Annotated in this window: 17 protein-coding genes and 1 pseudogene; 1 reads left to right on the top strand and 17 read right to left on the bottom strand. The window is 46.6% G+C overall.

The window, feature by feature from the left end:
- Window positions 1-6: 6 nt before the first annotated feature.
- The 17 genes and pseudogenes from CELL2_RS06095 to lepA all read right to left on the bottom strand — a co-directional run bounded on the left by CELL2_RS06095 (window position 7) and on the right by lepA (window position 14,117).
- Window positions 7-826: pseudogene (locus CELL2_RS06095) on the bottom strand (DegV family protein).
- Window positions 823-1,149: a F0F1 ATP synthase subunit epsilon gene (locus tag CELL2_RS06090; RefSeq protein ID WP_004082057.1), complete on the bottom strand. Its 327-nt coding sequence runs from the start codon at window positions 1,147-1,149 to the stop codon at window positions 823-825. The pseudogene CELL2_RS06095 and the gene CELL2_RS06090 overlap by 4 nt, the downstream one beginning before the upstream one ends.
- Before the next feature lie 4 nt (window positions 1,150-1,153).
- Entirely contained in the window at window positions 1,154-2,560 is a 1,407-nt protein-coding gene (gene atpD, locus CELL2_RS06085; RefSeq protein ID WP_004082059.1) for a F0F1 ATP synthase subunit beta, read from the bottom strand.
- Between the two features lie 11 nt (window positions 2,561-2,571).
- On the bottom strand, window positions 2,572-3,393 hold the full coding sequence (gene atpG / locus CELL2_RS06080) for an ATP synthase F1 subunit gamma (RefSeq protein WP_004082062.1): 822 nt from the start codon (window positions 3,391-3,393) through the stop codon (window positions 2,572-2,574).
- Window positions 3,394-3,414: 21 nt separating this feature from the next.
- Window positions 3,415-4,926: a F0F1 ATP synthase subunit alpha gene (gene atpA, locus CELL2_RS06075; protein ID WP_004082064.1), complete on the bottom strand. Its 1,512-nt coding sequence runs from the start codon at window positions 4,924-4,926 to the stop codon at window positions 3,415-3,417.
- Window positions 4,923-5,474, bottom strand: a complete 552-nt coding sequence (locus CELL2_RS06070) for a F0F1 ATP synthase subunit delta (RefSeq protein WP_004082066.1) — start codon at window positions 5,472-5,474, stop codon at window positions 4,923-4,925. Before CELL2_RS06070 ends, atpA begins: the two co-directional genes overlap by 4 nt.
- The gene (atpF, locus tag CELL2_RS06065) at window positions 5,471-5,965 is read right to left on the bottom strand and encodes a F0F1 ATP synthase subunit B (RefSeq protein WP_004082072.1); all 495 of its coding nucleotides are present in this window, start codon (window positions 5,963-5,965) and stop codon (window positions 5,471-5,473) included. The genes CELL2_RS06070 and atpF overlap by 4 nt, the downstream gene beginning before the upstream one ends.
- 13 nt (window positions 5,966-5,978) lie before the next feature.
- Complete coding sequence (locus CELL2_RS06060) at window positions 5,979-6,236, bottom strand: F0F1 ATP synthase subunit C (RefSeq protein WP_004082074.1); 258 nt, start codon at window positions 6,234-6,236, stop codon at window positions 5,979-5,981.
- A gap of 13 nt (window positions 6,237-6,249) precedes the next feature.
- A complete protein-coding gene (atpB, locus tag CELL2_RS06055; protein WP_038034657.1) occupies window positions 6,250-7,092 on the bottom strand; it encodes a F0F1 ATP synthase subunit A in 843 nt (280 codons plus the stop codon).
- A complete protein-coding gene (locus CELL2_RS06050) occupies window positions 7,089-7,439 on the bottom strand; it encodes an ATP synthase subunit I (RefSeq protein WP_010865371.1) in 351 nt (116 codons plus the stop codon). The genes atpB and CELL2_RS06050 overlap by 4 nt, the downstream gene beginning before the upstream one ends.
- Window positions 7,375-7,662 carry an AtpZ/AtpI family protein gene (locus tag CELL2_RS06045; RefSeq protein ID WP_004082080.1) on the bottom strand — a complete coding sequence of 96 codons (288 nt, stop codon included), beginning with the start codon at window positions 7,660-7,662 and terminating at the stop codon, window positions 7,375-7,377. The genes CELL2_RS06050 and CELL2_RS06045 overlap by 65 nt, the downstream gene beginning before the upstream one ends.
- Window positions 7,662-8,129 (bottom strand): chemotaxis protein CheX, encoded by a 468-nt coding sequence (locus tag CELL2_RS06040; RefSeq protein ID WP_004082082.1) that lies wholly within the window; start codon window positions 8,127-8,129, stop codon window positions 7,662-7,664. Before CELL2_RS06040 ends, CELL2_RS06045 begins: the two co-directional genes overlap by 1 nt.
- Before the next feature lie 13 nt (window positions 8,130-8,142).
- Window positions 8,143-10,824, bottom strand: coding sequence for a DNA polymerase I (gene polA / locus CELL2_RS06035; RefSeq protein WP_038034659.1), 2,682 nt, complete (start codon window positions 10,822-10,824; stop codon window positions 8,143-8,145).
- Entirely contained in the window at window positions 10,802-11,167 is a 366-nt protein-coding gene (locus CELL2_RS06030) for a carboxymuconolactone decarboxylase family protein (RefSeq protein WP_008194899.1), read from the bottom strand. The genes polA and CELL2_RS06030 overlap by 23 nt, the downstream gene beginning before the upstream one ends.
- Before the next feature lie 6 nt (window positions 11,168-11,173).
- Complete coding sequence (locus tag CELL2_RS06025; protein WP_038034661.1) at window positions 11,174-11,842, bottom strand: glycerophosphodiester phosphodiesterase family protein; 669 nt, start codon at window positions 11,840-11,842, stop codon at window positions 11,174-11,176.
- On the bottom strand, window positions 11,839-12,303 hold the full coding sequence (locus tag CELL2_RS06020; RefSeq protein ID WP_038034662.1) for a DUF3242 domain-containing protein: 465 nt from the start codon (window positions 12,301-12,303) through the stop codon (window positions 11,839-11,841). Before CELL2_RS06020 ends, CELL2_RS06025 begins: the two co-directional genes overlap by 4 nt.
- A complete protein-coding gene (gene lepA / locus CELL2_RS06015) occupies window positions 12,300-14,117 on the bottom strand; it encodes a translation elongation factor 4 (protein WP_038034664.1) in 1,818 nt (605 codons plus the stop codon). Before lepA ends, CELL2_RS06020 begins: the two co-directional genes overlap by 4 nt.
- A 97-nt stretch (window positions 14,118-14,214) precedes the next feature.
- On the opposite strand from lepA, the gene CELL2_RS09620 reads away from it, so the two are divergent.
- Window positions 14,215-15,306 carry a sugar-binding domain-containing protein gene (locus CELL2_RS09620; protein ID WP_235231208.1) on the top strand — a complete coding sequence of 364 codons (1,092 nt, stop codon included), beginning with the start codon at window positions 14,215-14,217 and terminating at the stop codon, window positions 15,304-15,306.
- The last annotated feature ends 9 nt before the right edge of the window (window positions 15,307-15,315 follow it).

Raw genomic sequence — 15,315 nt, 5'->3', positions numbered from 1 at the left:
CCTCCCTTACAGTATGAATACACCTGCTCCGAACATCTTGGGACCAGAATGAACAGCAAGGGTGGGAGGCAATCTCACGATGTCCACCCTTTCGATGTGTTCGTCTTTCAGTTTTTCTTCTATTTCAAGAACGATCTCCTTCATTTCTTCCCCGGCATAAACAAGTCCCAGCATTTTTCTTCCGTCTATTTTCAGGTCCTGAACAATTTTCTCTACAACATTCTTTAAACCACGTTTTTTCGCTACCACTCTGAGTTCTCCATCTTCAATGCTCAGAATGGGATGTATCTTTATGAGATTCCCGAGCATTCCTGTTATCGCTTTTACCCTTCCACTCTTCATGAGATAATCGAATTCCAGCACTGAGAAGCGGATCTTTATTCTTTCGTTTGCTTCCTGAACAACTCTTTCAAGATCCTCTCTGCCGTCTTTCACCGATTCCATCAACTTTAGAAGAACATATCCTGCACCTATTGAAACTTGTCTGGTGTCAATAACCCTGAATGTCACCGATGGGAACTTTTCTTTTAGACGTTCGGTTACGCTCTTCATCAACGTTATAGAAAGCACTCAGCTTTGAAGAAAGGTGAACGCAGTATATACGGGTACAACCTTCAGAAATTATATCACGAAGCACCCTCTCCATTTCAAGCGGAGAGGGGACGGCTGTTCTGAAGTTTTTTGCCTTTCCAAAAAGACTGTAAAAAGCTTCTTTATCGATGTCTACGTCGTCTGTGTACTCTTTATCGTCGATGTAGACCTTTATACCGATCGTTCTTACAGGAAACGGAAGTTCCCAATTGCCAACTGTGACAGCGCTGTCTATAACGAAGACTGGAAGAATCGTCTCACCCTTTCCACTCTTTCCCTTGCTTCCATGAATCTATCAGGGGAGATGTCTTCTTCTCTTCCGGCTTCTTCCGTGATTATGATCACATCTTTTCCATCGCAGAGCAAAAAACCACCCGCAACTTTCAGATGGTATTCATCATCACCCGATTTTATTTTTACATCGCACACGGAGAGCTGGGTTACTATGGGAGCCCTCCTGGGGAGGATTCCCATGGATCCTTCCACCGTTCTGAAAGAAATGAAGTCGCTTTCTCTGTCGTACACGATCCCATAGGGTGTAACGATTTTTACCTTCACATTTTCAACTCCTCATTTCTTTTGCTCTTTCTTTAACTTCGTCGATGTTTCCGGCCATGAGAAACGCCTGTTCAGGTACATCGTCGAGTTTTCCGTCGAGAATCTCCTTGAATCCTCTAATTGTTTCTTCAATGGGTACGTATCTTCCAGGACGACCTGTGAACCTTTCTGCTACGTGGAACGGCTGGCTGAGGAACCTTTGAATTCTTCTGGCACGGTGAACCACAAGTTTGTCTTCCGGAGAGAGTTCCTCCACACCGAGTATGGCGATAATATCCTGAAGGTCCTTGTATCTCTGAAGAACTTCCTGAACACCTCTTGCCACTTCGTAATGCTCTCTTCCAACGATCGCTGGATCCAGAATTTTCGAGGAGGAGTCGAGAGGATCAACCGCCGGGTAAAGTCCAAGTTCTGCTATTCTTCGTGACAGAACCACAGTGGCATCAAGATGGGCGAAGGTGGTTGCCGGTGCCGGGTCGGTTATGTCGTCCGCAGGAACGTATATGGCCTGAACGGATGTGATGGAACCTCTCCTCGTCGAAGTGATTCTCTCCTGAAGTTCTCCCATATCGGTTGCGAGGGTGGGCTGATATCCCACAGCAGACGGCATTCTTCCGAGAAGTGCCGAGACTTCACTTCCAGCTTGGACAAACCTGAATATGTTGTCTATGAAGAGAAGAACGTCTCTTCCTTCTACGTCTCTGAAGTACTCAGCGATGGTGAGGGCGGTAAGAGCCACTCTGAACCTTGCTCCCGGGGGCTCGTTCATCTGGCCAAAAACGAGAACGGTGTTTCCAAGAACTCCGCTTTCCTGCATTTCGAGCCAGAGTTCGTTACCTTCTCTTGTTCTCTCCCCGACACCTGCGAACACTGAAAATCCCTTGTGTTCTATTGCGATGTTTCTGATGAGTTCCATAACGAGCACGGTCTTTCCAACGCCCGCTCCTCCGAAGAAACCGATCTTTCCGCCCTTTGGGAACGGAGCGAGAAGATCGATCACCTTTATACCGGTCTCGAGGATTTCTATCTCTGTGGATTGTTCCACAAGCTCAGGGGCTGGTCTGTGAATGGGCCATCTTTCTTTGGCTTTTATTTCTCCTGCTTCGTCGACAGGTTCACCTATCACGTTCAGGATCCTTCCAAGGACTTCTTTCCCCACAGGTGCTGTTATGGGAGCTCCTGTATCTACCACTTCCAGACCTTTGGTTAAACCGTCTGTTGAATCCATAGCCACCGTTCTAACAACTCCATCGCCGATGAGCTGCTCCACCTCGAGCACTACCTTCTGCCCCGTTTGGGGATTTACAACTTCGAGGGCGTTGTATATATCCGGGAGTTCCTCTTCGGGAAATTTCACGTCCACAACAGGTCCCATAATACTCACAATGAATCCTTTCGAACCCTTTGCCATGCCATATCACCTCATTTTTCTATTTCCTTCAGAGCTTCTGCTCCCGTAACGATCTCTATGAGTTCCTGGGTGATCGAAGCCTGACGCGCTTTGTTGTACGCCAGTGTCAGCTCCCTGATCACTTCCTGGGCGTTGTCTGTGGCGTTCTTCATGGCGTTCTGTCTTGCGTAGTATTCTCCTATCTTCGTCTGAAACATGAGTTCCATGAGTGTGGCCGAGAGATAGTAATGAAAGATCAGCGGAGCAATTTGCTCTAGGCGTGGTTCGTATTCGAAGTCTTCTCTCTTTTTTTCTTCCTTTTTGATGGGAAGAAGTTCGTGCACTTCTGGCCTCTGTATAAGAACGTTTTTGAATCGGCTGAAAATCACTCTGACTCTCGCGGGTTTCCCATCGAGAAAATTGAGAATATCTTCCACGATCGTAGAGCCGTTTCTAAAGTCGGGTATTTCGTAGAATCTGTCGTACATTTTCAACACTTTTCCGTCCTTGAAATGGTTTATGGCTTTGAGACCTACGAGTATGAGGTGTGGATCCCTGGATTCGGAGATCACTCTTTCTGCCTCTCTCAAGATTTCACTGTTGAAGGAACCACACAGTCCCATATCGCTTGTTATCACCACGATCAGGTCTCTGTTCCCTTCTTCAAAAAAGATCGGATCGAGAGATTCCGCTGGAACCAGCGCCCACAATCTTTTCACTTCGTCGTAGAAGGGCTTGAATTTTTGATACTCCGACTCTATTTTTCTCACCTTTGCGCGCGCTACCATCTCCATAGCGCGCGTGATCTTCATCAGTGATTGTGTTGCGTTTATCTTTCTCTTTATCTGTAGCATTCGACCTCTACTCATTGCACATCACACCCTGAAAGTGGTTTTGAATTCTTCAATGGCTTTCTTGAGTTTTTCCTCCGTTTCCGAAGTCAGTTCTTTCTTCGTCTTTATGTCGTCGAGGATATCCTGGTGCTTTTCGTGCATAAATCTGAGAAATTCCTTCTCGAATCTTCTGACTTCTTCCACCGGGAGATCATCGAGGTATCCCCTGACACCTGCGAAGAGAACGACGACCTGCTCTTCAACGGGCATAGGACTGTACTGTTCCTGTTTCAGAAGTTCCATGAGCCTCTGTCCTCTTATGATCTGGGCTCTGGTAGCTGGATCCAGTTCTGTGGCAAACTGAGCGAACGTTTCGAGTTCTCTGTACTGTGCAAGATCAATTCTCAACATACCGGCGACCTGCTTCATTGCTTTTATCTGCGCAGATCCTCCAACCCTGGAAACGGACAGACCAACGTTGATAGCAGGTCTCTGACCGGCGTAGAACAATCCGGGCTCGAGGTATATCTGACCGTCAGTGATGGATATCACGTTCGTTGGAATGTAGGCGGATATATCGTTCGCCTGAGTTTCAACGATGGGTAGAGCCGTGAGGGATCCTCCACCGAGTTTGTCGTTCAGTCTGACGGCCCTCTCAAGGAGTCTGGAGTGTAGATAGAAGATGTCCCCAGGATAAGCCTCTCTTCCCGGGGGCCTTCTCATGAGAAGTGAGAGCTGTCTGTAGGCGACGGCGTGCTTCGAAAGATCGTCATAGACCACGAGGGCATCCCTTCCGGAATATGCGAAGTACTCTCCCATGGCACAGCCCGCGTACGGTGCTATGTACTGGAGAGATGCCGGGTCGGAAGCGGAGGCCACAACCACCGTTGTGTACTCCATGGCTCCGTACTGTCTGAGTTTATCGATGATCCTTGCAATAGCGGACTTTTTCTGACCTATCGCCACGTAAATGCAGTACACACCCTGTCCTTTCTGGTTGATGATGGTGTCTATAGCGATGGCCGTTTTTCCCGTCTGCCTATCTCCTATGATCAGCTCTCTTTGGCCTCTCCCGATGGGAATCATGGAGTCGATCGCCTTTATTCCTGTCTGGAGAGGTGTATCGACGGGTTTCCTGTAGATGACACCGGGGGCTTTTATTTCTATCGGTCTGAAGTTCTTTGCGTTTATTGGGCCCTTTCCATCGAGCGGTTCTCCGAGCGGATTGACCACCCTACCGAGGAGCTCTTCTCCAACCGGTACTTCTATGATCCTTTTCAATCTTCTGACGGTGTGACCCTCTTTTATATCTTTGTATTCACCGAGTATGATGATACCAACGTTGTCCTCTTCCAGATTGAAGGCGACTCCTTTGACTCCAGTTTCGACGAATTCCACGAGCTCACTCACCATCACTTTATTCAACCCGTACGCACGGGCTATACCGTCTCCAACCTGGATGACCTTACCAGTGTCTTCGAGATCGATCTTCTCCTCGAAACTTTTTATCTTCTCTTCGAGAACCTTCGTGATTTCTCCAGGATTTATCCTCAACTCATCTCACCCCTTTTGAGGGCTTCTCGGGCGATTCTTTTCAGTCTGCCCTGAACCGTCGTGTCCAGTCTGAATCCTTCGAATTCAACGAGAGCACCCGCTATGAGAGATTCGTCGATGGAAATATCGAAAACAGGATCCTTGAGAGCGTACTTTCTGACGAACTTTCTGAGGAGAGAAAGTTCTTCATCTTCTGGGCTGTGGGCTATCGATAGATTTGCCGGAACTTTCTGCTCCGACAGGATCTTCTCGTACTCGAACAGATCCCTGATGTTTCTCAGAAGTTTCTGTCTTTTTCTCTCAAACACGAGCGTTAAAAATCGTTCCTGAAACTCATCCATTTCCTGGCCGAAACTTTTCATTATCTCTTTTATGAGAGAAATCTTCTTTTCTGGTTTCAAGATGGGATTGTCAAACAGTTCCCTGCTTGATTCGTAAATCTGGCACACAAGATCCAGGAATCTCAGGTATTCCTCTTCTTTTTCTTTTTCTATTGCAACGTTTAAAAGTGCTCTGGCGTACCTTCCCGCCACCGCAGAGAACCTCATGACTTTTCTATCTCCTCTTTGAGGATTTTGACGAGATACTCTCTTCTTGCTCTTTCATCCTGAAACACCTTTTGGAGAAGCTTGGTAGCGAGTATCACGGAGAGTTCCGCTGCTCTTTCCTGAACCTGTTCCAGAGCCTTTTTGTATTCAACTTCTATCTGTGTTTTTGCGGACTCTACGATGTTCTGCGCTTCTTTCTTTGCCTTTTCACGAGCTTCTTCAACAATCGCTTCGGCTTCTTTTCTGGCACTTTCTACGATTTCGTCTGCTCTCTGCCTTGCTTCGGAGAGAAATCTCTCGGCTTCAGATCTCATCTTTTCGGCTTCTTCCTTCAGTTGCTCAGCGCTTTTCAGGTCCTCTTCCACCTTTTTTCTTCTCTTCTCCGCCATCTCAATGAACGGTGTGTAGAGGAATTTGTTTAGAAAATACACCATGAGAACGAAGAGCATCAGCATTGCCGCTGAGGTCCAGTTTATCTCCAGAAAGCCCAAAGTTCTCCCCTCCTCACACCACGAGGAGGATCATGAAGGCTATGAGAAGAGAGTATATACCCGTTGTTTCGGCAACGGCGTCGGCAAGAAGCATCCTCGTGGTGATGGTACCGACCATTTCAGGTTGTCTCGCCATGGCGTCCATCGCGTGGGCTCCTATGTTACCTTCTCCTATTCCAGGACCGATGGCTCCTATTCCCATACATAGTCCTGCACCGAGATATTTTCCAAGAAGCGCCAGTCCCTGAGCGAGATCTCCAAGATTTTCCATCTTTGACCCCTCCTTACGAAAGTTGTGAACTGATGTATGCAACTGCGAGCATACTGAACACGAACGCCTGTACCAGACCAACGAAGATACCGAAGAATCCCCAGAAAATGATGGGAGCGAAGAAGTACTTCGTCATGTAAGAGAGGATGTAAACGAGTATTGCTCCACCTCCTATATTACCAAACAACCTCAGAGAATGGGAGATGGGTTTTGCCAGTTCGCCGATGAGGTTTATAGGGAACATAACCGGATTTGGATAGAACCAGGACTTCAGCCACTCTTTGAATCCCTTGGACTTTATGGCGAAAGCATGGCTGATGATGAGGACCATGACGGCGTAGGTGAGATCGGTGTTCAGATCTCCTGTTGGTGCCGGCCAGGTGTCGTTGAAGAGTACTACTTTCTGAACAGCTCCAGTTTCATCGGCGACCACACTCACGCCCGGCACCGCTCCACCTATTATGTTCGAGATGGTGATGAAGAGGAAAAGTGTGGTTGCGACTACAAAAGTGGGTTTCACGAATCGCTTATCTGGGATCGATTCGTCAACGATCTCGTAAAACATCTCGAGGATCGACTCCATGAAAGCCTGCTTTCTGTTTGGAATCATTTCGAACTTTCTCAGTCTGTACGCGAGCACTATTAGAAAGATCGCTATAGCCGTTCCAACGATGATGGTCATGGGATTGATCCTGAAGCCGTTTATATCCACAATCCACCTTTTACCGAGACCACCGAAGATCTCTTCCATGGGTGTCCGTTTCAGCTGCTGGATGTTCAAGACGGCGACGAGAACGTAGAGGGAAATGAAGACAGCGAGAAATATTTTCTCTTTTTTTGAAAACGTGATCTTCAATCCGTCCACCTCCAGGCTATGAAAGAGACTATCTTCAAATTCATCAAACCAAAGAAAACTCCCAGAAGAGTTTCAAAAGACACAAGACCACCCAGAAGAAGAAGCGCCGCGCTGAAGGTGTATCTTCCCAAGTATCCAAAGACCCATCCCTTTGTGGTTCCCCTGGAAGCCATCTTTTCTATGTCGTTTTTCAAAGAAAAGAGATTCAGTACAGCTCCTGCACTTCCAAGGAGTGGGCTCCAGCTCTTTTCGAAGCCACTTATCAAGCCAAAAACGAGTGCTTCAACCATTCCCATTATCATTATCGTCACTGCCATCTTTTTCGTTAACCTTTTCACTTTTATCATACCTCTCAGTTTCTTTCAAAAGAATTTTGAAACCGTTATAGAAACCTGAAACAATTCCTAAAATTATGAAAATAAACAGTAAAATCCCATTTTTGAAGGTCCATTTGTCCAGATAATACCCGATCAAAGCACCGACAACGATGTTCGAAGCCAGAGTCGTTATGAACATAACGACTATGTTGTATTTTCCAAAGTCCCTGAAAAGATTTCTGGAAATAGGCATCACCCTCCGCTCTTCACTGAAAGATGAAGATCGAAATCCTCTTCCGAAAAGACAGAGATCGGAAGTTTCAAAATAACACCAAAACTCTTTATTTTGAGATCTCTTCCACTCACCACAGTTGGCGGGGTGATATCCACATGTTTTCCCAAGTGTTCGAGTTTCATCGCCAGCTTCCCGGCTGTCATGTTTCCAAGTTCTCCTATCGCGCTCAGAGCGAGTTCATCGAGTTGATTGTATTCCATTCCACCCATCATAGCGGAAACAACTTTCAGTGCCGTCTCCGACGAAAAAGAATAGATCAGACTGCCTTCTATTCCACCTGTTATTCCAATGACGGTTACCAGCGAGTGGGGAATCTCTATGTGTGATACGGTGCTGGGTTTTCCTGTTTTCGGCTCTATCCCCAGAACATCTCTGATGGTTTCATAAACCGATCCAATGAGGGCGTTCACGATTCTTGCATCCACAGATAACACCTCCTCACGACCATGTTTTGCCGATGGTTACATCCACTTCGAGCGGCACTGAAAGCTTTACCACATTCGTCATTCTGTCTTTCACCAGCTCGACGAGCGCGTCCTTTTCCTCATTGGGCACTTCAAAAACCAGTTCGTCGTGGACCTGTATGATCATCTTCGATCTCATTTTTCTTTCTTTCAGTTCCCTGTCTATTTCTATCATAGCCAGCTTTATTATATCCGCTGCTGTACCCTGTATGGGAGTGTTTATGGCAATTCGTTCTCCTTCAGCCTGTGTGTTCCTGTCCCGGGCCATGAGCTGTGGTATGTCTCTTTTTCTTCCAAACAGCGTTCTAACATAGCCTTTTTCTTTCGCTTCCGATACGACCCTCTGAATGTAATCGCGCACCTTTGGGTAGAGGACGAAGTAGTTGACGATCATCTTTTCTGCTTCTTTCACAGGTACTCCAAGCCTCACAGACAGACCGTAAGGTGTTACACCGTATATGATGGAAAAATTAACCATTTTACCAGCGCGGCGCATTTCTTCGGTTACTTCTTCGGGTTTCACGTTGAATATTCTGGAAGCTGTTAGAGTGTGGACGTCGATGCCCTCTTCGAATGCCCTCAAAAGATTCTCATCACCACTGAGATGGGCAAGAATCCTCAGTTCTATCTGGGAGTAGTCGGCGCTGACGATCCACCAGTTTGGATCCTGAGGAACTATCGCTTTCCTGATTTCTTTTCCCTCTTCGCTTTTCGTCGGGAGGTTCTGAAGATTTGGATCGCTGCTGCTGAGTCTTCCAGTGGCAGTCCCCGTTTGATTGAAAGAAGCATGAATTCTTCCGGTCTTTGGGTTGACCATCTTGGGGAGGGCGTCTATGTAGGTTGATTTCAATTTCTGTATCTTTCTGTATTCGAGAATCAGAGGAATGATTTCGTGTTCACCGGCAAGTTCCTCGAGGACTTCTATGCGTGTTGAGTAGTCTCCCGTTTTCGTCGTTTTACCACGTGGTTTTATGCCGAGTTTTTCAAAAAGGATCCTTGAAACCTGCTTCGGTGAGTTTATGTTGAACGGCTCTCCAGCTATCCTGTATATTTCCTCTGCCAGTTCTTCGAGTTTTTTTCCGTACTCTTCTGAGAGTTTCTTCAGGAACTCTGTGTCCACGTACACACCGTTCAGTTCCATCCGTGCAAGCACGCTCACAAGAGGCATTTCTATCTTGTAGAACACGTTCTCCAGATCTGCCTCGTGGAGTTTTAAGCTCAGGATCTTGTAGAGTCTGTAGGTGATGTCTGCATCTTCACAGGAATAGTTCGCTGCTTTTTCTACAGGAACATCGGCAAAACTGAAACCAAACAGCGGAGAAGAGAAGGACATGAGTTCCTGGTAAGAGGTCATTTTGTATCCAAGAAATTTCAATGCGAGATCGTCCAGATTGAACTTCTTTTCGTTCGGCTCAAGAAGGTAAGCCGCTATCATCGTGTCGAAGTGAGGAGGGACAGGTTCAACACCCTTTACCATCAACACCTTGTAATCGAATTTCAAATTCTGACCAACGATCTTTGCTCCGGGGTCCTCCAGGATTTCTTTTAGCTTTTTCAGAACTTCTTTTTCATCCAGGTTCTGGGCGTTTCTATGATGGAGTGGTATGTAGTACGCTTCCTTTGGTTTGAAAGACACAGAGATACCGACAATGTCGCAGTCGAAAGGATCGAGGGAAGACGTCTCAAGATCTATGGCGAACGAAGGGGATTCTCTCAGTTTCTCTATGAGTTTTTCAAATTCCACCAGGTCTTTCACTATTCTGTATCCAACGGGTTCGGATTCCTCGTACAGTTGAAGTTCCTTCATGATGGATGCGAATTCCAGTTCTTTCAAAAGTGGTAAGAGTTTTTCTCTGTCGTAACCCTGGTAGCGGAGTTCTTCCCAGTTTATTTCAATGGGAACGTTTGTTTCCAGAATCGCCAGCTTTTTGCTGAGAACGGCGCTTTCTCTGTCTCGAAGCAGGGCTTTTCTCAACTTTTGAGGAAGTTCGCGAACATGATTCAGTATGTCTTCGAGGTCTTTGTACTTCTCTAGAAGCTGAACAGCAGTCTTTTCACCTATCCCAGTTACACCGGGGATGTTGTCTATTTCATCTCCGGTTAGAGCCAGAAGATCCGGGATCTGCTGGGGTTCAACACCGTATTTTTCCTTCACCTTCTGCGCATCGTAAAGTTCCAGATCGGATATCCCTTTTATGATTCGCCACACCTTGATATTTTCGTTCACAAGCTGAAGCATGTCTTTATCTCCGGTCACTATGAATATTTCATCAAAGAGCGGAAGCCCCTTCACAGCCAGAGTGGCAATTATATCGTCCGCTTCGTATCCTTCTACCTCCAGCACCTTCATTCCAAGTGCTTCGACCAGCTTCTTTATGTACGGAAGCTGCTGAATCAGGAGATCCGGCGTCTTAGGTCTTTGAGCCTTGTAAGTCTCGAGGAGCTTGTGTCTGAAGGTGGCAGCTTTTTTGTCGAAAGCCACAGCAACGTAGTCTTTTCCGACAATGATATGGTCTTTGATGAATCTCACCAGCATCCTCGCCACACCGTATGTGGCGTTTGTGGGAATGCCGGTGGAAGTAGAAAGCGATCTATCGAGCGCATAGTACGCTCTGTAGGCCAGAGCAGTTCCATCAAAGAGAAATAGTCTCGCCATTTTTCTCCATCTCCCTCAGCTCTTCAAGGAATCCCACAGCTCTTCTCAAGTGCGGTATCACGATAGAGCCACCAACCACGAGGGCGATGTCAAGGGCTTCGAAGATCTCTTCGTCGCTCGCTCCTTCCTGAACACACCTCACAAGGTGGTACCTTATACAATCATCGCACCTGAGAACCGTGGATGCTACGAGCCCCATCAGTTCTTTGGTCTTTACATCGAGTTTCCCGGGCCTGTAAACGGCGGAGTCGAGATTGAAGAATCTCTTCGTGTTCAGAGTTCCACGGGATAACACCTTCTCGTTCAGCTCTCTTCTTGTTTCCACAAACTTTTTGTACTCCACAGCTTTTCACCTCAACTTCACGAAGAGTTCCACTTCGTCCGTGATAACCCCGTCTATTTCTCTGCGTATCTTTCGATAAATTTCCGGATCGTTCAGCGTCCAGACAAAGATCACGATTCCTTTTTTTCTGAAACTTCTCAAAACCTCTACTGCGTATTCTAATTCGAACGCCTGGTACGGTACGTGGAGCGAGTAAGGACGTTCTTTTTCAACTCTCTCGACAAAGTTTTCGATACTTCCGTAGTTCTCTTCATCTATCAGATAGCCGTATTTTGTTCCCTTGAATTTCTCGTCGAGCAGGTCCAGATCGAAAGAAGAGAATATCAGATTCTTCCTTCTTTTCGAAATTTCCAGAACGACATCTGCCGCTTCCCTTTCTTTTATCTCGATGTTAATGATTTTATCATCAGAAACGTTTTCGAACACTTCTTTCAAAGTGGTTATCTTTCCATCTGTTAATTCTTTCAGCTCAGACACAGTGGCATCTCTTATCTTCACGTCTATCCCGAACAGTCTTTTCAGATCTTCGTCGTGTGAGACAACAACTTCTCCATCTTTCGACAGCCTCACGTCCAGCTCCACACCGTTTGCCCCTGCCTCTACCGCCTTCATAAACGCTTCGAGGGTGTTTTCAAGGTATTTCGCAGAGTACCCCCTGTGCCCCAGAACGATCACTGTTTCATCTCCTCATAGACTCTATAAACGTGCTTCACAAATTCTTCTACACCATTTTTCCCTTCGACGATGAAAAGCCAGTTTTTTCTCCACCAGGCGACGATCTTCTTTCCATTCGATACTGTGGAGAATTTTCCCATGTTGGGCAGGTCCAGAACGCTTCTTATGGAAACAAACCCGGCTCTGCCGTTCAATTTCTTCCAGATCTTCTTCGCTTCTTCGCCTTTGTAGACGTAGAGGAAAACAGGACCATACTCCGTTTCAAAAACCGCCACTTTGCCCTTCATTTCCACGTCTCCATAACTGTCTATCTCCTTCACATCCGACAATCTGTAATCTCTGGTTTCCAGAACGAAGATGGCTGTATCCAGAGAATAGGCCTCCGGCGGTACCACTACTTTTATCAACGTACAGGAAGAAAGCATCAGGAGTACAACAACGAGAAGCAAAGAGCGCCTCACTTTTCTTCCTCCTCTCCTATTTTGAGAAGAGCCAGGAACGCTTCCTGCGGTATGGTGACCTGTCCGATTTCCCTGAGTTTCTTTTTACCCTCTTTTTGTTTTTCGAGGAGTTTCATTTTCCTCGTCACATCTCCACCGTAACATTTTGCCAGAACGTCTTTTCTGAGAGCTTTTATGTCCGCTCTTGCTATTATTCTGCCGTCAGCCTTAGCTTGGATGGGAATCTGGAACTGGTGTCGTGGAATCAAATCTTTCAGTTTATCCACCATCTTTCGAGCTATCTGGTACGCTTTCGAGCGATGTGCTATGAACGACAGTGCGTCGACTGGTTCTTTGTTTACTAGTATGGTAACCTTCACCAGATCGCTCTTTCTGTACTCTTTGAACTCGTAATCCATGGAGGCATAGCCTCTGCTCACCGCTTTCATCTTATCGAAGAAATCGTATATTATCTCGGCAAGTGGAGCGTCGAATTTTAGAATGACGCGGTTTTTTCCTGCATTCTCGGTTATTCTGAGTTCCCCTCTCTTTTCATTTTGAACGAGATTTATTATCGCTCCGATGTATTCGCTCGGTGTTATGATCGAAAGATCAACGTACGGTTCGTACGCTTCCAGTATCTCGCCTTCATCGGGAAATTTGGAAGGATCCGTGATCTCTATTTCCTCACCGTTTCTGAGCTTCACCTTGTATCTGACGTTCGGTGCGGTGAGAATAACTGCGAGATCGAATTCTCTCTCTATCCTTTCCCGCACCACTTCCATGTGGAGGGGTCCCAGAAAACCACATCGAAAGCCAAAACCCATAGCTGGGGACACCGTGGGTTCGAAATACAGCGCGGAATCGTTGAGTTTCAGCTTTTCAAGGGCTTTTCTGAGTTCTTCGTAGTATTCGGGAAGCCCAGGAAACATCCCGGCGAAGACCATCGGTTTTATCTCTCTGTATCCTGGAAGAGCTTCATCCACCGGATCGTTCGCCGATGTGATCGTGTCTCCCACCCGCGCGTCCGACACCTCTTTTATTCCTGCGATGATGTATCCCACTTCACCTGCACTGAGTGAATCTACCGGTTTCATCTCCGGCAGAAACACTCCTACTTCCTGGACTTCGTAGACTTTTTTGTTGGAGAAAGTCATTATTTTATCGCCGGGCTTCACCTGACCGTCGAAGAGACGAACGTGTACGATCACACCCTTGTAGTTGTCGTATTTTGCGTCGAATATAAGCGCCTTGAGTTTACCGTTGATGTCTCCCTTCGGAGGAGGAACTCTTTTGACGATGGCTTCGAGGAGTTCTTTCACACCCGTTCCTTCCTTGGCACTGACGAGCAAGATCTCGTCTTCACTTGCACCGAGAAGGTCCTTTATTTCGAGGGCAGTTTCTTCAATGTTTGCATTCGGAAGATCGATCTTGTTGATCACCGGAATTATCTCCAGATCATGTTCTATGGCAAGGTAGGTGTGGGCAACCGTTTGGGCTTCCACTCCCTGCGTTGCATCAACAAGCAGGATAGCACCTTCACAGGCCGCCATGCTCCTTCCTACTTCGTAAGAAAAATCCACATGTCCCGGCGTGTCTATGATGTTTATCTCGTAGGTGTTTCCATCTTCTGCCGTGTACATGACCTTCACAGGCTGTGCCTTTATGGTGATTCCTCTTTCTCTCTCTATATCCATCATGTCCAGGTACTGCTCTCTCATTTTTCTCTTGTCCACCGTGTTCGTGATTTCAAGAATCCTGTCCACCAGAGTTGTTTTTCCATGATCGATATGTGCTATTATGCATATATTTCTGATCAGGTCGGGTCTGTACACTCCTCGATCACCTCCGGAAAAATTAACCTCTCTTTTGAATTTTACCATTTCGTTTTTTCATAGAGAGTGTGATATACATTCATGAGGAGGTGATAACGTGAAAAGAATCGACCTGAACGGTTTCTGGAGTGTTAGGGATAACGAAGGGAGATTTTCGTTTGAAGGGACTGTGCCAGGGGTTGTCCAGGCAGACCTGGTCAGAGAAGGCCTCCTTCCACACCCGTACGTTGGGATGAACGAAGATCTCTTCAAAGAAATAGAAGACAGAGAGTGGATCTACGAGAGGGAGTTCGAGTTCAAAGAAGATGTGGAAGAGGGGGAACGTGTCGATCTCGTTTTTGAAGGTGTCGACACGCTGTCGGATGTTTATCTGAACGGTGTTTATCTTGGAAGCACCGAAGACATGTTCATCGAGTATCGCTTCGATGTCACGAACGTGTTGAAAGAAAAGAATCACCTGAAGGTGTACATAAAATCTCCCATCAGAGTTCCGAAAATTCTCGAGCAGAACTACGGGGTCCTCGGCGGTCCTGAAGATCCCATCAGAGGATACATAAGAAAGGCCCAGTATTCGTACGGATGGGACTGGGGTGCCAGAATGGTCACAAGCGGTATTTGGAAACCCGTCTATCTCGAGGTGTACAAGGCACGTCTTCAGGATTCAACGGCTTATCTGCTGGAGCTTGAGGGAAAAGATGCCCTTGTGAGGGTGAACGGTTTTGTATACGGGGAAGGAAATCTCAGTGTGGAAGTTTATGTGAACGGTGAAAAGATAGGGGAGTTTCCTGTTCTTGAAAAGAACGGAGAAAGACTCTTCGATGGAGTGTTTCACCTGGAAGATGTGAAACTATGGTATCCGTGGAACGTGGGGGAACCGTACCTGTACGATTTCGCCTTCGTATTGAAAGATTCGAATGGAGAAATCTACAGAGAAGAAAAGAAAATCGGTTTGAGAAGAGTCAGAATCGTTCAGGAGCCCGATGAAGAAGGAAAAACTTTCATATTCGAGATCAACGGTGAGAAAGTCTTCGCGAAGGGTGCTAACTGGATTCCCTCAGAAAACATCCTCACGTGGTTGAAAGACGAAGATTACGAAAAGCTCGTCAAAATGGCAAGGAGTGCCAATATGAACATGCTCAGGGTCTGGGGAGGAGGAATCTACGAGAGAGAGCTTCTACAGACTCTGTGATGAACTCGG

This window comes from Thermotoga sp. Cell2 (genome assembly GCF_000789375.1).
In the GTDB taxonomy this organism is placed as follows: domain Bacteria; phylum Thermotogota; class Thermotogae; order Thermotogales; family Thermotogaceae; genus Thermotoga; species Thermotoga petrophila.
Note: the sequence above shows the minus strand (reverse complement) of the source record. Positions and strands in the feature narration are given on the sequence as shown.

Bases quoted from the DNA above. Each gene is read 5' to 3' on its own strand.
- CELL2_RS06050 (WP_010865371.1), bottom strand. From the start codon at position 7,439: ATGATAAAAGTGAAAAGGTTAACGAAAAAGATGGCAGTGACGATAATG.
- atpG (WP_004082062.1), bottom strand. From the start codon at position 3,393: ATGCTACAGATAAAGAGAAAGATAAACGCAACACAATCACTGATGAAG.
- polA (WP_038034659.1), bottom strand. From the start codon at position 10,824: ATGGCGAGACTATTTCTCTTTGATGGAACTGCTCTGGCCTACAGAGCG.
- CELL2_RS06070 (WP_004082066.1), bottom strand. From the start codon at position 5,474: ATGAGGTTCTCTGCGGTGGCGGGAAGGTACGCCAGAGCACTTTTAAAC.
- CELL2_RS06060 (WP_004082074.1), bottom strand. From the start codon at position 6,236: ATGGAAAATCTTGGAGATCTCGCTCAGGGACTGGCGCTTCTTGGAAAA.
- atpD (WP_004082059.1), bottom strand. From the start codon at position 2,560: ATGGCAAAGGGTTCGAAAGGATTCATTGTGAGTATTATGGGACCTGTT.
- CELL2_RS06045 (WP_004082080.1), bottom strand. From the start codon at position 7,662: ATGCCTATTTCCAGAAATCTTTTCAGGGACTTTGGAAAATACAACATA.